19 protein-coding genes are annotated in these 22,889 nt (G+C 44.3%); 7 read left to right on the forward strand and 12 right to left on the reverse strand.

Going from position 1 to position 22,889, the window contains the following annotated elements; all coding sequences use genetic code 11:
- Positions 1-116: 116 nt before the first annotated feature.
- Complete coding sequence (locus tag IEX98_RS11100) at positions 117-2,186, reverse strand: S-layer homology domain-containing protein (protein ID WP_188889178.1); 2,070 nt, start codon at positions 2,184-2,186, stop codon at positions 117-119.
- A gap of 577 nt (positions 2,187-2,763) precedes the next feature.
- On the opposite strand from IEX98_RS11100, the gene IEX98_RS11105 reads away from it, so the two are divergent.
- From IEX98_RS11105 to IEX98_RS11115, 3 genes are all read left to right on the forward strand, one after another.
- Complete coding sequence (locus IEX98_RS11105; RefSeq protein WP_188889179.1) at positions 2,764-3,393, forward strand: YfbR-like 5'-deoxynucleotidase; 630 nt, start codon at positions 2,764-2,766, stop codon at positions 3,391-3,393.
- A 245-nt stretch (positions 3,394-3,638) separates the two neighbouring features.
- Positions 3,639-4,046 carry a DUF6855 family protein gene (locus IEX98_RS11110; protein WP_188889181.1) on the forward strand — a complete coding sequence of 136 codons (408 nt, stop codon included), beginning with the start codon at positions 3,639-3,641 and terminating at the stop codon, positions 4,044-4,046.
- A gap of 161 nt (positions 4,047-4,207) precedes the next feature.
- The gene (locus tag IEX98_RS11115) at positions 4,208-4,429 is read left to right on the forward strand and encodes a hypothetical protein (protein WP_188889183.1); all 222 of its coding nucleotides are present in this window, start codon (positions 4,208-4,210) and stop codon (positions 4,427-4,429) included.
- 88 nt (positions 4,430-4,517) lie between these two features.
- On the opposite strand, the gene IEX98_RS11120 is transcribed toward IEX98_RS11115, so the two are convergent.
- Positions 4,518-6,008 (reverse strand): MDR family MFS transporter, encoded by a 1,491-nt coding sequence (locus IEX98_RS11120; RefSeq protein ID WP_188889186.1) that lies wholly within the window; start codon positions 6,006-6,008, stop codon positions 4,518-4,520.
- Between the two features lie 589 nt (positions 6,009-6,597).
- Between IEX98_RS11120 and IEX98_RS11125 the strand changes: the two genes are divergently transcribed.
- From IEX98_RS11125 to IEX98_RS11135, 3 genes are all read left to right on the forward strand, one after another.
- The gene (locus IEX98_RS11125; protein ID WP_188889188.1) at positions 6,598-6,825 is read left to right on the forward strand and encodes a glycine zipper domain-containing protein; all 228 of its coding nucleotides are present in this window, start codon (positions 6,598-6,600) and stop codon (positions 6,823-6,825) included.
- Between the two features lie 120 nt (positions 6,826-6,945).
- Positions 6,946-8,694, forward strand: a complete 1,749-nt coding sequence (locus IEX98_RS11130) for a sulfatase-like hydrolase/transferase (RefSeq protein WP_188889190.1) — start codon at positions 6,946-6,948, stop codon at positions 8,692-8,694.
- A 221-nt stretch (positions 8,695-8,915) separates the two neighbouring features.
- The gene (locus IEX98_RS11135; RefSeq protein WP_188889191.1) at positions 8,916-9,368 is read left to right on the forward strand and encodes an ion transporter; all 453 of its coding nucleotides are present in this window, start codon (positions 8,916-8,918) and stop codon (positions 9,366-9,368) included.
- A gap of 64 nt (positions 9,369-9,432) precedes the next feature.
- Here the strand turns inward: IEX98_RS11135 and IEX98_RS11140 are convergent, their stop codons facing one another.
- Both IEX98_RS11140 and IEX98_RS11145 read right to left on the reverse strand, forming a co-directional pair.
- Complete coding sequence (locus tag IEX98_RS11140; protein WP_188889193.1) at positions 9,433-9,648, reverse strand: TM2 domain-containing protein; 216 nt, start codon at positions 9,646-9,648, stop codon at positions 9,433-9,435.
- Between the two features lie 59 nt (positions 9,649-9,707).
- Positions 9,708-11,270 carry an MDR family MFS transporter gene (locus IEX98_RS11145; RefSeq protein ID WP_188889195.1) on the reverse strand — a complete coding sequence of 521 codons (1,563 nt, stop codon included), beginning with the start codon at positions 11,268-11,270 and terminating at the stop codon, positions 9,708-9,710.
- 191 nt (positions 11,271-11,461) lie between these two features.
- Here IEX98_RS11145 and IEX98_RS11150 point away from each other — a divergent pair, with 191 nt between their 5' ends.
- Positions 11,462-12,079: a TetR/AcrR family transcriptional regulator gene (locus IEX98_RS11150; RefSeq protein WP_188889197.1), complete on the forward strand. Its 618-nt coding sequence runs from the start codon at positions 11,462-11,464 to the stop codon at positions 12,077-12,079.
- Positions 12,080-12,141: 62 nt separating this feature from the next.
- Here IEX98_RS11150 and IEX98_RS11155 read toward each other — a convergent pair whose 3' ends face one another.
- The 8 genes from IEX98_RS11155 to IEX98_RS11185 form a co-directional block, all read right to left on the reverse strand.
- On the reverse strand, positions 12,142-13,470 hold the full coding sequence (locus IEX98_RS11155; protein ID WP_188889199.1) for an aromatic amino acid ammonia-lyase: 1,329 nt from the start codon (positions 13,468-13,470) through the stop codon (positions 12,142-12,144).
- A 10-nt stretch (positions 13,471-13,480) separates the two neighbouring features.
- A complete protein-coding gene (locus IEX98_RS11160; protein WP_188889201.1) occupies positions 13,481-14,938 on the reverse strand; it encodes an aromatic amino acid lyase in 1,458 nt (485 codons plus the stop codon).
- 87 nt (positions 14,939-15,025) lie between these two features.
- Positions 15,026-15,928, reverse strand: a complete 903-nt coding sequence (locus IEX98_RS11165) for an ABC transporter substrate-binding protein (protein WP_188889203.1) — start codon at positions 15,926-15,928, stop codon at positions 15,026-15,028.
- 431 nt (positions 15,929-16,359) lie between these two features.
- Positions 16,360-17,235 (reverse strand): phosphorothioated DNA-binding restriction endonuclease, encoded by an 876-nt coding sequence (locus tag IEX98_RS11170; protein ID WP_188889362.1) that lies wholly within the window; start codon positions 17,233-17,235, stop codon positions 16,360-16,362.
- A gap of 96 nt (positions 17,236-17,331) precedes the next feature.
- Complete coding sequence (locus tag IEX98_RS29615; RefSeq protein WP_445376012.1) at positions 17,332-17,748, reverse strand: hypothetical protein; 417 nt, start codon at positions 17,746-17,748, stop codon at positions 17,332-17,334.
- 73 nt (positions 17,749-17,821) lie between these two features.
- Complete coding sequence (locus IEX98_RS11175; RefSeq protein WP_229692094.1) at positions 17,822-18,619, reverse strand: phosphoadenosine phosphosulfate reductase domain-containing protein; 798 nt, start codon at positions 18,617-18,619, stop codon at positions 17,822-17,824.
- A 30-nt stretch (positions 18,620-18,649) separates the two neighbouring features.
- The gene (locus IEX98_RS11180) at positions 18,650-21,988 is read right to left on the reverse strand and encodes a hypothetical protein (protein WP_188889205.1); all 3,339 of its coding nucleotides are present in this window, start codon (positions 21,986-21,988) and stop codon (positions 18,650-18,652) included.
- The gene (locus tag IEX98_RS11185; RefSeq protein ID WP_188889207.1) at positions 21,988-22,863 is read right to left on the reverse strand and encodes a DUF4007 family protein; all 876 of its coding nucleotides are present in this window, start codon (positions 22,861-22,863) and stop codon (positions 21,988-21,990) included. The genes IEX98_RS11180 and IEX98_RS11185 overlap by 1 nt, the downstream gene beginning before the upstream one ends.
- Between the last annotated feature and the right edge of the window lie 26 nt (positions 22,864-22,889).

Genomic DNA, 22,889 nt, shown 5'->3' on the forward strand with positions numbered 1-22,889 from the left:
TCGATATGTATTCATTCATTATAAGCGATTGATGACAGGTCTGATGAAATAGATTCGACAAAAGCAATGAAAGAAGAGCTCTGCGGTTATCTCGCAGAGCTCTTCATCCTATTTAATTATTTCAATGCCTCGAGCAAAGCTTTAATCTGCGGATCCAAGTCTAGAACTCTGAGCAAGATCGTAAGCGCTTCGGCTCTAGTGGAATTCACGTTCGGCTGGAACTTGCCATCGGAACGTCCTTGTACGATTCCTGCTGCTGCAGCTGCTTTAATCTGCGCTTCGTTCCAGGAACCGTTCGTATCGGTAAATCCTTTGTCTTTACCGCCAGATGCTTTGTCCAAATCGACAATCCGGCTGATTATAGCGACAATCTCCGCACGGGTGATGGTCTGGTTTGGTTTAAAGCTTCCATCATTGTAGCCGGTAATGATACCGTTCGAAGCCAGCGCATCGATTGCGGCTTTCGCCCAGTGGCTGCCTGTATCGCTGAATCCTGCAGCGTTACTAGCCGTTTGAAGATTGAATATCTGTGCCACAATCTTAGCAAACTCTGCACGAGTAATACTTGCATCCGGACGGAAGCTGCCATCTTCGTAGCCTGCTACAAAGCCAAGCTTCGTGAAGAGAATAATTGCATCCTTACTCCAATGGTTTGCAATGTCCGATAATGGAGCAGGAGCTGAACCGGAATTAGCTTCCTTTACCTTTTTGTTCAAGTCCTCTTTCCATTGGTCATATTGAATACTGCCTTTAAATACCGAACCTTCTGTCCCGGGCTGTGGGGTTGGCGTTGGTTTAGGCGTTGGGGATGGTGTTGCGACTGGACCGCCGCCGTTGCCGCCATTACCTCCGTTACCGCCATTGCCGCCGCCCGTAGTCGATTCAGCGAGGCGTGTAATATGAAACTCATACGTCTGTACGTGACCATTCTGTGCGATAACATCCAGACTGATTAAGTTGGAGCCCACTTTCAAGCTAATTGGATTGTCCACGGGTTCTCCATCCAGCTTTAATACAGCAGTTGCCTTGCTATCGGTCGGCGTGTAAGTTGCTGATGTAACCGTTACAGAATGAGGGACTGTCGCGTTATAAATATAAACGCTTTCGCTCACTGGACGATCCAGTGTAATGTTGCTCAATTGGATAAAGCCCAGTCCGGAAGAATACACAACCGTAAAGCTTGAAACCGAAGATTGGGAATATCTCTCGTTGTCTGAATCAACAGCAAATACTACCCAGTAATAAGTGCCTTCCGGCAAATCGTCCAATGAATAAGAAGTAGCCGAGCCTGCCTCTATAACCGCTGGATCATGGAATGACGGATCATTGTCGATTAGAACAACATATTCCGTTGCGTCTGGCACGCTGCTCCAGCTTAATGTCAAAGAGTCGTTAACCAAAGCCCCTTTAGCAGGAAGCAGTTGTTCAGGCGGATTTGCCAACAGACGATCTGCTGTCAGAGCAAACGACTCATAATTAGCGTTAGCATTGATGGTGTAGAGAGCAGAGTCTTCGCTGTTTGGCGTAAAGCGAATGGCTTGTCCCTCTGCAACGGTATTTGCTTGGTCTATCGAATAGTTCGTATAGGCCTCTCCATCTTGCAGTCCAATCAGCAAATTATAATTATTTGCGCTTAGACTGAACAGCGGATATTCACCGTTATCGTTTTCATCTTCTTCTAAATCAAGCTGAGGGTATTGGAACTGCACCTCACCGGTTGATTCGTACAAGATCACTTGAATCGTTGCATAGCTGTTGTCATTATCAATGGGATTCACATTCGTCCATTGCACGACAAATTTACGATTAGGCGCCTCTCCGATTGTGGCGTATAGAACCGTTGCGTTATCCACAACCAAATCTGTAAAGTATGGCGCGATATAGTTGTTAGGTCTTTCAATCGGAAGCGGTCCTTCATACCGATAGGCATCTACAGGATCATGGAACATCAGATAGCCGTTCGTCGTCACATAGGCTTCGTCATACTCACTTCCAAAAAAGCTAAAATCAAAGCCGATCGGCAGCGCCTCAGAAACCGCATCGTCAGTGTCATCAAAATCTACTACTTGCCCCTCATATAACCGATCTGTCATATTGCTTGCCGCATGAGCCATTGGCTGAACAAGCGAGAAAACGATAACCAGCGATAATAATAAGGATAATGATAGTTTATTGCCTTTTCTCATTACACTACCTCCAAAAGAATGATATGACCATCTACATAAGTATATAGCCCTATTTCTTCCAGCCCTAGTGACTGCTGTCATCAATATTGTCACATGACAAAATAACAAGCAGACGTCATTGGAGGGAAAAATGACCATCTGCTTCCCATAATGAAGCTGGAGAACGCAAAAAAGGCTGCAGATGAACATAGCTCATCTGCAGCCTCATATCTCTTTAGCATGAACGGGTATCATTATCCTATTCATACAGCCTGCTTCTTCATTATGGCAGCGGAGATCGCGGTGTATGATTAAACTGTTGTTCTTTATCATAAGAGGCAATACTACATAGCAAATCAAGCATTATGAATGCTTCATCCGCCTTTCATTGGACCTCTTATATTCAGTTATTAGATCAACTGATTAAGAACAACGAGAATCATTACACCATTCACTCCCAGCGCACTAATTTTCCCTATATTACCATTCGTGCAGTTTATTTTCAACCGATAAACAACTTTATCATCCCTTAACAAATCCAAGCTATACTCGAATTGTACAGCAGCACACACAACAACGACGAAAGGAATTGCATATTATGGGAATTCACACGTACTTTCAATCCTTGAACGATCTTGAACGTATTATCCGCTGTCCGGGAAAATTCAAATTTGAAGAGCATAGTGTATCCGCTCACTCCTGGAAGGTTGTCCAGTATGCCAAAACATTGGCGGATATCGAGGAAAGCAATGGCGTCGTCATCGACTGGAAAAAGCTCTACGAGATTACCAGCAGCCATGATTATGGTGAAATATTTATAGGCGATATTAAAACGCCCGTTAAACATTATTCCATGGAATTGCGCGGCATGCTCCAGCAAGTCGAGGAAGGCATGATTGCGATGTTTATAGAAGAGAATATCCCGGAGGAATTCAAGCCTATCTTCCGCAGACAGCTGCGTGAAGGCAAAGATGATTCTGTCGAAGGGTTAATTCTTGAAGTAGCTGATAAGCTGGATCAAGTGTATGAGGCGCTTACGGAATTGCAAAGAGGCAACACGGAGAAGGAATTCGTTGTTATGTACCGTGAGGCGCTTATAAAGATTAAGAAAATCAAGCTTCACTGCGTCGATTATTTTTTAACGCATATTTTGCCTGACATCGTGAAAGAAAGCCCGAACTGCCCCGTTGATATTCAGAAAATAACGAGAGAAGCTTTGGAGCTGTAATATTGTACCCTCGCTGACTTAACCAGCCTTCCTGACTTCCCGCCGAGTTTCCCATTTCTTCCATTTCCCCTAATGTTCAAGCTTTCCGAACATTCTCAACTTCCCCCCGCTCTCCAACCTTCTCTATCTCTCCCGTTCTATCTATCTCACCTTCCCTCTGCCACCCTTCTTTCCTCATGTCTTTTCTCCGCCTTCGTATGCTATTCTTTATTGAAGACAAAATAAGAAATACAAAGGAGCGTCCTATGTCGGCAGAACAAGGTACGAAACAACATCCATGGCAATTAAAAACGCCTCCTGGAACCTCTGCATACGAAATGTATAAGGATGAGAAGGATGGAAAAGAAATTATCGTGTGCACGGTAGGCAAAACCGTTCTTCATTATGACTATCGCTGTATTGCCGATTTGCACGACATGCTCAAGCAGCATGGAGACTGGATTGAGCTGGGGAGCGCCGACGAGCAGAAGCCAGCCAAAGAAGGTACGGTCGAAGCTTGGGCCCGTTCCTCCGAGAATCCGATTGCAGGCTGGTATGGTCTGAAAAAAGGATTCCGCGGCCGGTTCGGCATGTATGTCCCTCCGCTTATGGAAGCTTTAGGACTCGCAGAGGTTGAGCATAACCCCCGCAACAACCGGATGCGGGCATTGTAAGTTAGATATCCCGCTTGTCTAGCCATCATCAATAAAGAGAACCTCAACCTCGTAAGGTTGGGGTTTTTGCTATTCCAGCTCATTCACCCTATCGCTATACTGAAATTAGAAAATTCTACATATAATGGGCTGATATATTCACCAAGATAGGGAGGTACACCATGGATGTTGAAAAAATCAGAGTCAACCTGGAATGTCCGGATTGCCCCGGGAGTGAGATCAAGATCGCACACAGCCTGCAAGAGGGCGGTATCTATACGCAGCGTATCGCGTTAAAGGGAAAGCTGATCACCTCTCATTTTCAAAGTGAGCGTATTCTTTTTATTTGCAGCCGCTGCGGCTGGATTTTACGGGAGTATGCCGAAAAACCGGAGAAGTTATAGGGTATAGTGTGCAACAAAAACGAAAAACCTTTGTGCAGAGCCCAAAGGTTTTTCGCCGTGTTACCTCTTGATCATTCAAAGCTTCTGCCTAACCGCCTTGCGGCACCCTAGCTCGGCCCAGCATCAGAATAAAGACGACAGCCAAGAGCGGCAACGCGATGCTCCATTGGAACAGAAAGGCGATCGAATCCGCTAAGCCCACAATCATATTCTGAAGCACGTCTTGCGGGAACATCTGACGGACAGCAGGATTCAGCAGCGCTTGGGGGTCGCCGAATTTCTCGGCCATCGAAGGGTCGGGAAGCACGGCCGTAATGTTTGTCTTCAACCGACTGGTTTGGATGACACCAAATATTGTAATGCCAAGCGCGGAACCGATGGTCCGGAAAAATACGACCATTGAGGTTGCAGCGCCTTTATATTCCGGACTGATACCGTGCAGCGTCGCAATATTGAAGATGACGAACGAAACACCGATTCCGAGGCCTACAAAAATCATGTACAGCGTAACGACCCAGCGATGCGTCTCGGCATCAATCGTGCCTAAGAGGAATAGCGCAATAATGAGAATCGCTGCGGACACCAGCATAATGCTGCGGAACATAAATTTAGTGGCAAAACGGCCTCCAAGCACAGAGCTTGCCACGACCCCCAGCATCATCGGCGTCAACGTTTGTCCTGCAGAACTAGCCGAGCCGCCATATACGCCCTGTACGAAAATAGGAATATAGGTCGCGCCTGAAATCAAAATCGCGCCATACAGAAAGCTGCAGACTTGGCTGGCGGTGAACACTTTATTTTTAAACAAATGCAGCGATATGATCGGATTCGACACCCTGCTCTCCACAAGCAAGAAGATTACGAGCAGAACGACAAATGCGACAAACAATCCGATAATCTGCACGGAATTCCATGCGTACGTTTTCCCGCCAAGCTCCAGTGCGAACATCAAACTCAGAATCGTAGCTGCGAGCAGTAAAACGCCACCCCAGTCGATCACCTGCTTCTTCGTCTCGCCAGCCTCTTTATAGAACAGGACGATAAACAAAATAGCCAGTATACCGAACGGAATGTTAATATAAAACACCCAGCGCCAATGCCAGTAATCGGTGAAAAACGCCCCGGCAAGCGGTCCGAATACACTCGACAGGCCAAATACGGCACCGAACAGTCCGTTCATTCTGCCCCGCTTCTCAATCGGGAAAATGTCAAAAATAACAGCGAAGCAGAGCGGCATAATAGCTCCCCCGCCAATACCTTGCAGCGCCCGGAATAGGATAAGCTCCGTCATGCCGTTCGCTATCCCGCATAGGACAGAACCAAGCAAAAATATGCCAAGCCCTAACAGGAAAAACCGTTTGCGGCCGTACATATCTGACAGCTTTCCGAAAATCGGAGTGGTTACGACGCTTGCAATCATATAGGCAGAAAACACCCATACCAACTGCTCGTAGCCGCCAAACTCCCCTACTATAGTAGGCATGGCCGTAGATACGATGGTCTGGTCCAGTGCGGCCATAAACAAGCCAAGCAGCAGGCCAGCTACGGTCCAAGTCGTATTGGTTCTCGCTCTATCCATTGTTGAAGCCTTCTTTCTACTGTGTCATATGATCGCTAGTATTCCCCTTTTCATTAGACACATTCAATAACAAGGCTGGCCGGGTAACCTAACCGCAGCCACGCTGCCTATGCCCCTGCGGACATTCTAATAAGATCAAACGGAGGAATAAGACCCTGGCGGGGTCTTAAGCCCGGTTGAATTCATGCTAGCGGGTATGATAAGACCCTGTCAGGGTCTTATCTGCAGAAAAAAGGCCGAAATCCGCCTTTCCAGGTGAAAAAAAGTGGAGTTAAGACCCTCAGGAGGTCTTAACTCCGGCCGACACGATGTTATTGAAGGCGATAAGGCCCTCAGAGGCCTCAGAGGGTCTTATTATAGAAGAAACGGCTGAAATCCTCCCTCATGAGTAGCCCAAATTCTCTATTGCAAATTTATCGATGCCGCCAGCGCCTTATCGAGGGCCGTTTGCCAATGGACTTCGATTCAAAATCACTTCATTTATTTATTCAATTGATGCATTTCCTCAAACTGGTTAGGGCAATATAGATGTCGAGACTGCGCTACAACGTAGCTAGCATTCATAAAAAAAGAGAGGACGTGTAAATCGATGACTCAACATGATGACCGGGATCGAATCGATGATAAGGACGAAACAAATACTGGAGAAGCTGTAGGAACGGTAGGAGGCGGCGCTGTAGGCGCTGTTGTCGGTTCCGTTTTAGGCCCTGTAGGCACCATTGCAGGCGGCATCGTAGGTGCAGCTCTTGGCAACAAGGCTGGAGAAAATGTGGATGACGCTGACATTGATGGCGATGACGAGCGCCGTGAGGACTAAGGGATAACCCCATGAACAGAACCCCCAACAAGCCGTTGGGGGTTCTGTTTGTCTCGAATCATGTTCAGATGCCTCCCTACATAGCCTAGAATAAAACCTGGCAGAGGGTGTGTATCCGACATGAATCAAGCTTCCGAATCCCCACGCAAATTGGAAAGACCCAACTTCCTTATCCTAATGGTCGATGAGGAGCGATATCCGCCTGTTTATGAAAGCGAAGAGCTTCGAGCATGGCGCAAACAAAATCTCGTTACACAGCAATTGTTGAAGTCCAATAGCCTGGAATTCCATAGGCATTATATAGGAAGCACGGCTTGCTGCCCCAGCCGGGCTACTTTATTTACAGGCCAGTATCCATCATTGCATGGCGTCAGTCAGACAGTCGGAATAGCGAAAGAGGCGTTCGACTCCGATATGTTTTGGCTGAACCGAAATACGGTGCCCACAATGGGTCACTATTTCCGCGCGGCGGGCTACAGTACTTACTATAAAGGCAAATGGCATATTTCTAATGAAGATATTATTTCTCCTGGCACTCACAAAAGTGTTCCCAGTTACCATCCTCTGACAGGCGTGCCCGATCCGAAGCTGGAACAATTATATCTCCATGCGAATCGCTTGGACGACTTTGGCTTCTCGAGTTGGATTGGTCCCGATCCCGTAGGCAGAAATCCTCGAAACTCCGCTTCCTCCTCCGCCATCGGATTAAGCGGCAGAGATGAAGTGTATGCTGCAGAGACCGTGCAGCTCATTGAGGCGCTTGATCACTGGCACTCCCAAGACAATCAAGCCCCGCCGTGGCTAATCGTCTCTTCCTTTGTAAATCCGCATGATATTACGCTCTATGGCGACCTTGCAGCCCGGCTGCCTACTTTCAAATTCGAGGTAGATCCAACGATACCTGAAGTCTCCCCTCCTCCAACCATGAATGAACAGCTGAACACCAAACCGCGCTGTCAGGCGTCCTATCGCGATGTCTATCCGAGAGCTTTGCAGCCGATTAGCAATCAGTACTTTTACCGCCGGTTATACTATCAATTGCAGAAAAATGCAGACCGGCAAATGCTTAAAGTATTTGAGGCGCTTACCCGCTCTTCCTTTTACGAGAATACGATTGTCATTTTCACATCTGATCATGGCGATCTGCTGGGCTCTCACGGCGATTTGCATCAAAAATGGTATTGTGCCTATGAAGAGTACCTTCATGTCCCTTTGATCATCCACAATAAACATCTATTCCCGGAACAAAAGAATACGCATGCGCTGACAAGTCATCTGGATTTGCTGCCAACCATGCTCGGATTAGCCCATATTAATAGGGATGAAATTCAAAGCCGCTTGCAAACCCGCTTCAGCGAAGCCCGTCCGTTGGTCGGCCGTGACCTTAGCCCGCTCGTTCGGGACAATAGCAAGCAGACGCTAACAGATCAGCCCCTTTACTTCATGACGGATGACGATGTCACCCGGGGACAGCATCAGCAAAATCCGCTGGGAGTGCCTTATCCGCCAGTTGTCCAGCCTAACCATATCGAGACCGTTATCGCACCCCTTTATCAAGAACAACAACGTGAAATTTGGAAGTTTTCCCGTTATTTCGATAATAGTCAATTTTGGAGTCAGCCGAGGGTCCAAGATGTGACCACACATCCAGTTGGAAACTCTGGTGAATGGGCAACGTCAACGAAAACACAACCGGTGCCCGACGAGTATGAGCTGTATAACTTAACGAATGACCCTCTGGAGACACGAAACTTGGCCCATCCCGCCTATACAACTCCGTATACGTTAAGCATCCAAAATCGGATGATGCATTTGCTGGAGGAACAACGCGAGCAAAAACGCTTATACCCTATCCAACCTACAATATAGAAAATAAGCGATGATCTAACTCAGCAGTCTCGCTCGATTAGACGAAAGAAGGCTCTACCCGGCAAACATGACGGGCAGAGCCTTCTTGTTGCTGCGCAGGTTAGAACTATAAAAAGATGCAATTGCCCTCAATGGTGACATTTGCTCAAAATGTTTTATAATGAAAATAAAAACAATACTAACGATATTCATTGTAATGTAAAAGAAGGGGCCAATGGTGGATGACTCTCAAACATTTTAAAAAGTGGTATCTAATCTTTTCATTTATTCTTTCTTTATTCATTGTATTCGTCACCATTCTAAGCTTCACTTCGGTTTCCAAGGATGTTAAAGCGCCGCTTGATGCTATCGCGCACTACATTCTATGGTTCTATGTTATTGAGTTAGTTGCGCTGTTCTTTCTTGCTAAAGACGCCCGGACGTTTTTCAAAGAACAATGGCTCAGTATTATAGCAGTTGTAACCTCGATCTCTGCCACGCAACTGTTGGAAGGTGTCGTTGGTATCGGTTCATTAACCGGACTTAAAGCTTTCAAAGGAGTAAAATCCTTAAAATCATTCAAATTGTTTAAAGTCACCAAAGGCATGAAACTGGTTAAATCCTATAAGATCGGCAAGAAGGCCTCAAAAGCCGTTAAAGAGGTTCATGTTTTGGAAAAGAGTGCAAATAACTAGTGGCCATAAATGCCAATAAATAAAAAAGACACAACCCGTTTGCCGGATGTGTCTTTTTTATTTATTAGTTTGCTGAAATTACTTTTCCTTCACTATCCGTAAACTTGCCCGAAATAATCATAATAAGGTCGATTAGCCACCAAATGCCCAATCCGCCTAAAGTAATAATCTGCAGGATAGCTGTACCCACTTTTCCAGCATAGAAACGATGGCCGGACAAACCTGATAAAAATATACAAAGTAATAATGCTGCAACAAAAGATTTAGAGCTTTTTTCCACGTTAATTCCCCCAGATGTATTTTAGTCTCCTATTTTATCGACAAATTAGGGATGATTTATTAATTTTTATAAGATATATTTTTTTGAACTTTTATATCCTTCTCTACCAAGCGAGCATCTCCCATAAAGAAACATGCGATCAAACCCATTCCAACAAACATCATACCGCCTAGAAATACATGAGCTAGTGCATTGCTAAATACATGTTGCAGACCGATTAGCCCTTCAGGAGACAAAGAAGCCCGGACGCTGGGATCTAGCAATGCCTGAGAATGTGCAACCTGCTGCAATTGGCTCGATGGAAAAAGATCGATCTCCTTCTGCAGCTCCATCACGCCTGAGGACATTTGCTTGGCTTGCAGACTACCTAACACACTAACGCCAATAGTGCCTCCAATTGAACGGAAAAACTGTGAGGATGAAGTAGCAGCTCCTCTAGATGAGCTGCCGACCGCATTCTGTGCAGCAGTGCCAACAGTCGGATAGACCGCGCCCATTCCAAGTCCTGCAACAATCATATAAATTATGATTTCCGTCTGCGTCGTATCTGCCGTTATTCGGCTAAGCAGAAAAAAACCGAACGTCATGAGCAGCATGCTTGGAATCAATATCGCCCGGTAAGAAAACTTGCTCATTAGACGTCCGCCAACTATGGATGTGATCGTAACCGAAAGCATAAGCGGCGTTAATATATAACCTGCAATTGACGATTTCACGCCAATAACACCCTGAACGAATAACGGAATGTAAACAATTGCTCCAAACAAGCCAGCACTCATGAAAAAGCCAACAGCATTGCCATAAGCGATGGCTCGGATTTTAAAGAGATGCAGCGGAATTATCGGTTCCTTCACCTTCGTCTCTATCCATAGGAACAGAGCAAGCAAAGTCGCACCACCGCCTAATAGCCCCATTATTTCTGGAGAATTCCACGCATAACTCGTGCCGGTTCCCGCATTCTCACCGCCGCCGCTAAGTACCAAAGCAAGCAAAAGCGATACAATGGCAAGACTCAACGTAACAGCTCCAAACCAGTCGATTGGCCGTTTCTCTGTCCCCCTGCTTTCTTTCATTGCCAATGCCAACAGCAGAAAAGCAACGAGACCAATCGGCAGATTCATATAGAAAATCCATCCCCAATTCCAGTGCTCCACAATAACGCCGCCCATGGCCGGTCCAAAAACGCTGGATATCGCAACCACTGCGCCAAGCAAGCCCATAAACTTTCCTCTTTTATCAGGAGGGTAAATATCCGCCACGATAGTCATCGCTATCGGCATGAGCGCGCCTGCTCCCAAGCCTTGGATCCCTCTGAAAAGGATAAGCTCAGACATATTACCAGCAAGCCCGCATAAAGCGGAGCCTGCAAGAAATAAGGACAGTCCTGTCAGGATGACCTTCTTGCGGCCTAATAGATCTGCCAATTTGCCGTAAATCGGCATCATCGTAGTCGAAGCCAGCATATAGACAGTAAATACCCAACTGTAGTACGAAAAGCCGCCTAATTGGTTGATTACCGTTGGCATAGCGGTCGATACGATGGTCTGGTCTAACGAGGATAGGAACAGTCCGAGCAACAGTGCGATCGTAATGAGGGTTGTTTTTCGTTGATCATATGGCATTTCATCAAACTCTCCTTCTTATTTTTAAATAACTACAAATCAACACAGTGTTGCATTAACGTCGATGTGTAGCTATATTAAAATAAAGAAAAGAAGGCAGCAACCAACAATGCTAAAGCCCGATGTCGCATTATCAACAACGGAAGTCAAGCTGTTGCCTAAAGCCAAAACATTGCACAAAGGAGCATGAAATGTCTACTATGCCCATGCAGCTTGATCCACGTGTGAAACGGACACATTATCTTATTCGAGATGCCTTGCTGTCGTTGATGGAGGAGAAAGGCTTCGATCACGTTACCGTTCGGGACATTACGAAATATGCAGAGATCAATCGCGCTACATTTTATCTGCATTATGAGGACAAGTATGATCTTTTGAGAAAAATGGTCGATGGCATGCTAGACGAATTTGCTGCTGCATTTCAATTGCCGCCTGAATTTGAAGTGAATGATTTCGTTAAGGATGCGAATACGCCGCCTGACTCCTTTATCCGCCAGTTCCAGCATATAGCCGAACATGCCGCATTTTACCGTGTTATGCTTGGCCCCAATGGCTTGCCTGGTTTCGCGTTGCGCATGGAAAGCATCATCCGGGAATCCTTATACCGCCGCTCCATCATTGCGCAGCCCAACGACCAGCATGTCACGATGCCGCGAGAGATTATCGTCCGCTATGTGACGTCAGCCCATCTAGGGATCATTATGTATTGGCTGGAAAATGATATGAAATATTCACCTAAATATATGGCAATGCAGCTCATCCGTTTGCATGAGCATGGCTCGACTCATTTTTTCAAGGGGAATGCTTGAGAGGAATAGAAAAAAATCCACACCCTTGTGAGGTTGTGGATCTTTATGGTGATGGTTGTTCACTAGCTGTATGTCAGTGGTACCAGATCAAACTTTTCGCCCAAATAATGATTTAAACCGGCTGCCAGCCTGGCAGAAGGGGCTGTCCTATTAACATTCAAATCTGGGAATACCTCTTTTAATTTACTGTCATTCTCGTGAGCCGCTTCTATCTTTATCACTGCACTAAAGAGATAGGATAATAGTGACTGATAAGCGCCCAATGCCTTCATTGCTTTTCTTGCCGCTCCATAACTAAACTCTACATGATCCTCTTGATTAGCTTTGGTAGGAATAGAATCGGCGCTGGCCGGGAGGGATAATGTTTGTACAAGCCCCACTGCTGCCGATGCGGCTTCTCGGATTGCTCTGAGTTTTCCCCCTTCCGCCTCATCCAGCCTATTAATGAATTCCATCACATAGTTGGCCTTGTCCGCAATGAGGATAGTAAGCAAATCCATCGTATAGCCTACCTGCGTATTACTGCAATTACATCCCATTACAGCTTCATAACCGTCCTCTACCACAAATAGAAGCGGATTATCGCATGTAATATTGTTTTCAAAGTTTACTGTGTTCAAAATAAGGCCAAAGGCTCTCTCTACAGCCCTATTTATTTGGTCTTTCGAATCGATACGAATCTCCCTTTCGCGACTCAGAAGGCCTTCGATTTGCTGTTCAATATCCAGCAATTGCAGCATGTTATGGCACGCAAAGATAGCAATAGCTTGCGTCATCGTCGAGCCATTCATTTGAGCAAGCGCTTCTTTGCATTCCAGAGGAAATTCAGCCTCCAAGCCCAACGCTTCAAAGCACGCTTGAGCACGTAGCTGATTGCCTTTATAGAACACTTCCGCGTCTTCCAGTCCGCTGACGACCATCGCGTTATGAGCAAGCGGACCGAGATCGCTGAGCCCTGTAGATCCTAGCTCACGGATTGCCGGGGCGATGCCATGGTTAAATATCGTCAGCATTCTGTCGATCAGCTCAGGCCTCACACCGGAGTATCCCCGGCTCAATACGTTGGCACGTATAAGCAGCGAGGCTCTTGTAATAGCAGGATTCAAATACTGCCCCACCCCTACTGCATGCGGATAGGGAATTGTTTTATTCCAAGCCAAATGCTCTTCTGGCGACAATACCGTATCCTTCAGATTGCCAAGCCCTGTATTCACACCGTATACAACAGGAGCATCCGCTCCCAGCCAATTCGCAATCTGCGACCTGCTGCTCTGGCATCTGGACCTCGCTTCAGCATTCAAGCCTACCTCGCCTAATTCCCCGCGTCCGGCTTTTATAATATGTTCTACCGTTAAGCTATAACCATCGATATAAAAGTCTGTATCCTTCATAACCTGCCACCTACCTTAACTGTCCGATCGCATTTTCCACTGCGTTTAACACGACACCTTCTGAGACCACTTTGTCTGCAGCTACCATATCCGGCGACGCAAAGCGGTTCACTTTTACCGTCTGTACAAAATTTCTGAATGTACGAAGCGCCTCGCTTGAACCCGCTCCAAACGCAAAGTCCGCAAGCTTCGCTTTTGCCAGATCCATCCCTTGAGCCGCCATGTACATTTCAATTCCCAAAATTTTGTTGAGCAACGCTACAGCATTCAATACTTTGATAGAGGATGCAAACGTTGCGCACCTATACTTTTTCGTAATCGGATCATATTTGGCAAAAGCAGAATTCGGTATCGCTAGTAATTTCATTTCGCCTAGTATACCTGCAGCGGAGGCCTGAATGACCGGGAAGCCATGGTTAAAGCCGGGATTTTCTCCGACAAGATTCATCGGCAGACCATAAGACAGTTTGCTGTCCAAAAGTCTAAAGCTTCTTCTCTCGCTTATATTGCCCAGATCAATTAAACCAATAATCAACAAGTCCAATAGATAGCCTAATAACGGATTTGATTGATCCGGGATGGCGTTGATCTCATTGTCCAACTGCTCCTTCAGCCACCTGACGGTATCTCTGACACCTCCATGCGTTTGCGGCACAGCGCGAATACTAATGGCATCCTGACAGCGCGGCCCATTGTCGCCGCCAAAAGCTTCTCTGCCTCTCTCCGTCGTAAATTCACTTCCCGAAATCAGCCTTCTAACGTTATCCGCTACTTCGATTTGACTCGTATACGGCCTGCCTAGCTCATGCAGCCGGGAATCGAAGGCTCCCGTCTCCCCGCGTATCGCTTCAAGCTGCATCGCAACACAAATATCGGCGGTTTTCGTCAATCTAGCAGCCTCGGAAACCGTGTAGACAGCCATAGCTGTAGAAACACAGCATAGACTCGTAATAAACGCCGTATCTTGTTTAGTGCAGGAAAGCTTACTTAAACCCGTCTCCCGGAACAAATCTCCGACCGTTATCAATTGTCCCTGATAGCGACAGACCAGCTCCTCTTCCCCATGAAGAATTAAGAAAAGCTCACTCATGGCGGATAGCTCAGTCCTATTTGCTTGATGTAAGCAAGGCTCGATACGATGATTTACAAAAAACAAAACTCGATCCACCCATTCATCGCTAAGCGCATCATCATATTTGACAGCATGATTCAACAGAAGGTATAGGCTCAACAGGCCAGTCTCGGCAGGCAATAACTCACCGTCATAGCGTACATAGTCCTTAAGAGAATCCAGCAGGCTCTCCTGTGGTCCGCTGAACGGGCTTTGTTCCGGTTCATACTGGAATGAAAACTTCGAGTTATGATGAAGCGGCTTGACGAGATTTACCGTTATTTGTTCTCCTGCCAATACCGCATTCATATCTTCCATCTTTAAGCTAGATCCGTTTATTGTTAGTGGGGTACTCATATACCATACTCCTCTTAATATTGTTCAAAACAAGGCAATTGAAAATGAACACCATCCATATAAGGATGGTGTTCCTAGTATACGATGTTATTTAATTAGGCCCGAGTCTTTCAGGAACTGTTTGGCTACATCTTTGTATTCCTTCTTGTTAATATCGACTTCAGCATTCAGCTTTTGAAGAGTTGGATCGTCCAGCTTTGCTGTAATCTTATTCAGAATCGTAGCAATATTCTCATCCTGGTCCAACGTTTTTTGACGGATAACCGGCGCTACATTATAAGGAGGCCACAGTTGTTTGTCGTCCTTCAGCACGACCAGATCCGGATTGAGCAGCTCGCCGTCCGTCCCGAAAGCAATGGTAGCTTGAGCTTCGTCACTCAGAACTACACGATACTTAACACCATAGTCGAAAAGCTTGAGGCTCTTGAACTTGAAATCTCCATATACGCGATTCATTCCGAGCAGTCCGTCCTCACGTTCCTCAAACTCAGGAACAGCTGCAAAGTTGATTTCACCAGCTTTGGCTTGCAGTTCGGAAAGCGTTGTAATGCCATATTTCTCAGAAGCTGCGCGAGAAATAGCTATCGCTTGCGTGTTATTAGCTTGGGAAGGGTCCAGCCAAACCAAGTTAAATTCCTTTTTGTAGTAATCCGAGACACGATCATACACTTCCTTCGGATCCGGAAGCGGCTTCTCGTTCAAGATATTCAGCAGGCCTGTGCCTGTGTATTCCGGATAAACATCGATATCACCTTTTTTAAGCGCCTCATGAGCGATCAACGTGCCGCCAAGGTTCAACTTACGCTCAACTTTGATACCGGCATCCTCCAGTGCCAACGAAAACATTTCGCCCAGCAGCAGTGATTCTGTAAAGTTCTTGGAACCAACAACTACCTTTTTCTTGGACGAGCCGTCTCCGCAGCCAGCAGCAACAGTCGCTAAGGCGATGATTAATACAAGTACTAGCAAACTCGTTTTGTTCTTTTTCATGGTTACCCCTCCGTATTTACAATTCATTTTTCTAAAAGTGCTGCCTGATAAAATGTTGAATCAATTAACAAAGCTATATGAGTAAAGCCATGGATGTCAGAACTAGGAAGAGGGTCAACACTCAAATACGTATTGATCTTGAACACCACTCAACAATACAATCTCCCCTTTATTATCATTTAATGATAATGGATTATTACAATTATTTCTTATGATAGCATCTCACCAAAACCATGTCAATCATATAAGTTTACTTGGTTTTAAAAATATTTAGTAATTAGTTTGATGAGATGTGTCACATGGAGTTGTAATTCATCCCAAATAAAAAAACGCCATTCGGCGTTTTAATCTGGAACCAAAGTAATCCTCACTACCAGCATATATTGTTTGTTGCAAATTATTATAATTGTTACAAGCAAGGCTGGAGTATATTATAGTTTTTTTTCACTGTATCTAGCTGGCCCTCTAAAAACCTCCCGAATATGCCACTCCAGAAAGGTGATTTTAGGCTGGTATAATGGGCGAATGGGGGCCCTAACGGTCGTTCCATGATATTTCATCAACCACTCCTCAAACCCATGAGTGCCATGTGCTTCTTCAGCAACGAGTATCTCACGATCATTGGTAATAGTAAAAACGCCCCGATCAAACAGCTTATGATGTAGAACACACAATGCAATACCGTTCTCTTCATGATCCGGACCGCCCGCTTGATGCCACTGAATATGAGCTGCATCAACTCCAACTAGATTATGACCTAATCGAACATTAAATCCACATATTGCACAGCCGTATTCGTAAGCCTTTAATACACGATTTCGAAATTCAGGATCCCTTCTGCGTTTAGTCGTCATTGAAAATTGTAAGCCAATTTCTTCAATAAGATCTTGATGAATCGTATCCGGGAAATGCTCATGCAGCAATTGCTCTGTAATTTCTTGAACTAATCTACCATTTGCATTAAGAAGATCCCACACATCCGACTGAAATTGCCCTGTTATTTGTTCAGCAACTAACTTTCGATCAGAAAAATTATTTTTATCAACACTTTTATTCAATTTCCATATCTTATCAGTCGTTAATCTAACGAATGGCTCTTCGGGATGATATGTTTTTCTCTTCGGACCAAACTCAATTAACAGCTTTTTAAGTTTTATCCTGGTATCTTCATAATGTAGCACAGATTCTCCATGCTGCAGTTTAGCAAGTGCAAGCAGTAGTAACAGCGGTTTGTGTGGGGCTCTTTCATCATTTCGTTTCCATATCGACAAGTTGGAGACGATTCGTTTTAAATCTTTTTCACTCATGAACGACATTGGTCATCACCCAAACCGAATATAGCAACCTCCCGGTTCTAAGTACATGCACAAAAAAATAACTTGAACTGATAAGTTCAAGTTAGACTAGACCCTCATATTACTTTGATAATAAAATACTCTCCCCTTCTCGCAAATCGCTAAATCTGCACAATCAATCGGCATTTCAGTACACCGATCTACGAATGAAGGTCCAAAGTAAGGATTATAATAAGCCTCAGACCATTGTTCGAATGGTAATTGTACATGTTGCAACCGTTGCTCAAAACACCCTCGAACATAGGCGTGAACATTTTTCTTTCTTTCTCGAAGCACGCGCATCCTTCCTGACAACGACACGGGAAACTGAACGTCTCGAACAATAATACGGTCAGTATACATAATCACCTTACGTGAACTTGAATCTCGAATCGAAAAACATCGCTTATATAGATGGTATGCAATCAATACTGTAAGCCCTTCGTCTAAAACCGGATAATCCGATATACTCCGCATAAGCTTCATCCATTCATTTTGTAATACTATTTAGTATGCGGAGTATACGTGATTTTAAGACTATGAAATTGAAATTTTACATTTAAACTGTACAAACACAAGGGACAGTATCATCCTCTTGTTTCAAAAATTGTTCGAACCCTTCTCTCTCCATTACCTCACGATATTCACGAAGTGTGTACGGTCCTCCATTACGCTTCAAAATGGATACGTCCTTTTCGAAATGACGTCGGAATTCTTCTTCCATTTCTTCCTGTTCCCGATAGACATCCGGCCACGTCCGATACAACTGTGCATAATGTTGAAATCCACCTCTGACACATCGACCACCACAGTTGGCATGAGAAAATCCTAATTTGTACATAATAGGTAATCGAATTCCCCATTTATCTTCAATAATTCTCTTGGCATCTATCTCTTCACGGAATGTGGATATGAGTGGAAAACGAGTTTCTACTGGTTCGAGTGGCACATGAGCATAGAATTCCTTCAAATTTTCTGCTCGATGCTGCTCATGTCGTCCAATTCCGAAATAAAGGATAGGCTCTAGCCCATGTTCCGACCGCAATTCCTCGAGAAAAATAACGGTATGCCTTACCTTTAACTCTTCTGAGCATTTGGCCAGGCGCGAATTACCCATGAATCGATAATCGTAAAATACTTGTTCAGGAGTCCTACCGTCCGTACGATAAGTAATCTCCATGCCTAAGTAATCAGCCACTTCGTGCATGAATCGATAATTATCTTCATGCTCCCATAATGTATTAGTAAAGAAGAGAATACAGTTCTCTCGTCCATAGGTCTGGACCATATGATGCGCAACATAAGCAGAAGAAGCACCTCCGCTATACATAGCTACGTGAACATGCTTACGCGACATATTTAACTACTCCTTTCCACAAGCCGCAACTTATAGTTCATGAAGCAGCTTAACTAATAGCTGCCTGACCTCTTGGGTCGATATATCTCTACCGGCATATTTGAGCATGTTCTTAACGTTAGCGTAGAGTGTCTGGGACTTCTTGGACAACGGTACATTATGATCCGAAATCTTATCTAGGGATGCTGAGATTTCTACCCCTGAATGTAATAATTCCCATTCATATTTAATTTGTCCAATGAAAAGATCTTGTGTTGCATCAGACCACTCCGTTCGAGCTACACCCACTAGCTGTTCAGCCATACTATCAATTATTCCCTGACCCTCTTCAGACAACGATAATGTGAGAAGCTTACTATTCTTTCCGATGGCCTCATTACGGAACTTCTTCAAAACGGGGAACATTTGCAATAATGTCGTTTGTCCTGTCACCTTCAGGACCTGCCGTTCAAGTTCATGCTCATTACAAATATGAAACTGCTCGAGCTCACTCTTTGCTTCAAGCAATAAGTGTCCGTATGTGGCAAGTTGTTTTATATTCGTGAAAGGGTCTACTTCCGACGAGCGAATTATATCCCTAATCCGTTGCGTGTCTTTCGTTATTTGCCTAGTAATCTGAGTAAATTTAGGCAAGCTTCGAAGCCATTGTAGCAAAGCGTCGGCAACTAGAAGAAAGCTGGTGCACGTTTCCTCAGGAAGATCAAAATATCCCCCTAATTCAATAAGCTGATGCTTCTCCTCTATCGTCCAATTGTAGTAACGATATTCAAAAGACTCCGAGAGCTCGATTATTTCAAGTATTGAAGCTCCGCTTAAGCTAGAAATTAACATATCGTTCGCAAACAAATGCAGCTGATCCCAACGATCCCTCAATAGAGCCACAAACAATAGCGGAATGACGGATGATCTAATCCCATAAGGAGGAGATTTCATCATACCGATCAGATCTGACAATTTACCAATGGGTTTAGAATCAAGTACTTCCCGTAAAGCATTCCTAATTTCTGCAAGAGTCCCATTACATTGCACGTTGCCTTCAGCATCAATATAGTAATCGTTATTTTTCAACGCAGTGGCATAGATCAGATAGTTTGGCCCGTATCCACTTATACCAAGAGCAGGCTCTCTCGGCTGCTGGATGAGATGATCAATTACATCTATTAGTGCTCTTCGCTGAATAGCCGAAATACGATTACGATTGAACGCTTCATTGCGTATATGAGGTGTGACATTATACTTGCTCCTTAGGCGATGGGTAACAAGACGCTCCAACTCATTCAAATCGACAATCGATTTCTGTTCCTTACCCGACCACCATTCAAGATCATGGAAAGCAAAGTAACGATCAACGAATACCTGTATATGTTTACTTGTTTCCTGAAGCATATACGTCAGCTCATTCTTAAGTCTAGCGTCTTGCGACAAGAACTCCGAATCATGCAGTAATTGATCGATGACCTTAAAGTTAAGCAAACTGGACTGAACATTATCTACAGAAAAATGAGGAAATGCCACTAAACTAGATGAAGTCATTTCATTCATTATTGTAATAGGATCCTCAATTTGATCCATGTCTTGATAGACGATTAACCAAATACGATCATCCGCAGGTAATGTCCCATCCTGATATACTTTCAACTCTGAAACGTCTGCAAAATGTATATCTGCATAACGAAGCATGTCCATATCTTCATTGTATTCATAAGGAAGAATGTAAGTCATCGGCAGATGACGTTCCAACAAATGCATAACTTCTTTATTTTGCAAGGTCGTCGAGGCTAATCTGGATTGAACAGCCATACCTAAATCGATAGAGCTACCATCATACAATTCCCATTGTTCACGGATTGAATTAAATCTAATGATTTTAGATTCGGACATGAGCTCTAATAGAACTGCTATTTCCTCCAAACCCGTACCAACAGCAAAAGCAAGAAACTTCGTCGTTATGGGCTGTTTCTGGGTGAGTCGTGTTACAGACCACATTGTAAGCAGTTCAACAATTCGTCGTTGTAGTAACATTTGGCTGTCTAGATATGGTGCAATCGAGTGATAGAGTTGCAAGCTCGGTTGGTCTTTAGGCTCAGCCAATCCAACACTAAAGAAATTAAACATTTGATCGGCATAATAATATCCCTTGTTCTGATTAACATAGTCTCGTAAGCTATATCGTTCATCATCAGATAAAAAAGAGAATAGTGTCCGTTCGTTTTGACCAAATATATTGGATAAATGCGGTAGCAACATAACAGCAACAGGGTGAAGTGGATACAACGCTCTAACAATACCTTGCTCTAGTTGGTAGGAGGTAAACTCATTAAATAAAGTATAATTTTGTAGCGTCTCTACCGACTCAAGCTTTATTTCCTCGTTCAGGCATTCAGTATTTGTCTCTATAATTGCTTCTTGTGCTAGCTGCAAGAAGGTACTAGAATCATTCTCCAAACTGTAGAACCGAAATCTCTTCTCTACTTTCTCAAATTCTTGTCGTATCGATTCTCTACTGCTTGCAGCATACTGCCTAATGTGTTTATGGCCCACAACCAACAAGTGAATATTCGCTACCCTATCCACAAACTCAGCCAAATTTTGTAAATCTTGCATATCCTGTAGGGTATTCTCACCACCAAGAGATTGCAAGAATCTACCGAACTCATCATAAACAACAAATAGACCAATTCCTCTTGCCACTAATTCACTTGATAATTTTTCAAGGTTTTCAATGAAGTACGTATCATGCTCAACCATCCAAGTCGTGCCTGATGTAACACTCGGATAGAAGGAAATAAAATCTCTCGTCATTTCTTCGTGACAGCTCTCAATATGAGCGCGCCATTCGATTTCCTGAACTTGTTTAGCCTCCAAGTGGCATAAAAAAGCTTTGTATGTATCTGGGTACAATTGCTTCCAACGATCTACCACATTGAGTATAGAAGAAGCTTCGTTCGGAGTAATGACCTCAATCTTCGCCTGGTGTAGAGCCCGATATATGGCCTGATTTATGATTGTACGAAAGCTCCCCGTCTTCCCATTTATCATTACCGGTATATAAGTAAGGCCTACACTTTCTGTATTGCGTATATAGTCGGCTAGTCGAGTGTCTATTCGCTCCGTTTGTGTTAGTAGGCGAATACGCCATTCTTCCGAAAATTTTCTCGATACCAGTTGGCATACAATTGTAGACAACAACGATTTGCCTGTTCCATATGGACCGATAAGCAGATGCGCATGTTTACCTTCTGTATTAACGACGCCTTCAAGAATTCCATTCAACACGTCACAATGAGATGGTGTCAGCACGTACCTGTCCAATAACTTAGGATTGGGCAAATCAAAATGTAAGTTAATACTTGAGCGGAACCCTTGCATTAATATGCCGCCTTCCGTTCATAAGCCTTCTGCAAAAAGATGTAAGGATCTACAACTTCTAGGTTAAGACTATATATTTGATTGGTACGAACAAATGAAACCGGATAGCTTGGGTCCGCATGGAACAACTCCAGCACCTCAAGAATTTGGTTGGAAGACAAATGAAACAACTTCCCCCAAAGTTGAGGCTTTATTTGGATTTCCTCTAAAGTCACACTGTCTACTTGGTGTATATAGCAGTAATGCAGCAAACCAAAGTAAAGGCCATCCATATCAAGTCTTTCTAGTCCTGGACTATTTTTAATGAACTGTTCTCTAGAATCATAAATTAGCTCAATCCCAGATAACGGGCTTGCTACAACTTCCTCGGGATCGTTATCTATTTTAGCTCTCGCCGTATACATTTGCTTAAGACAATCTAAATCGCGTTTAAGTGTATTGGCTGAAACAGGTCGTTTATGATGCTGCGTTACCCACTCACTTAATGCTCCATGTATATCTTCGTTATTGCTAGACCGATGATTGTATTCATTAAAGAACCAGTACCAGGTTGTAGCATGCTCTTTATTAGTAGCTAACATATAGTGCAGGACAACAGAAGTTAAGGGGAGCCGCATAAAGCGGTCGAAGACCGCCACAAGCTTCCCAAACTCCGTCAATTGATGAATAGACTGTCGATTATCGTCTTTACCCTCTTCCATCACATTCGTCGCCACAATCCAATAACGTAATGATTTTACCATGTTCCTGCCGAGCCCAATCTTCTCAAAGGCGAAATCATCAAAGAAAAATCTAGGGTTTTCATCTTGCATCTTTATCGCCTTCGAAAGCCAATTCACCCGCAAGTAAAAACTTTGATGTGCTCCAAATTTCATGCAGCGAGTTCATCCTTTCAAGCAAA

Source organism: Paenibacillus radicis (ex Gao et al. 2016), assembly GCF_014641555.1.
Classification (GTDB): domain Bacteria; phylum Bacillota; class Bacilli; order Paenibacillales; family Paenibacillaceae; genus Pristimantibacillus; species Pristimantibacillus radicis.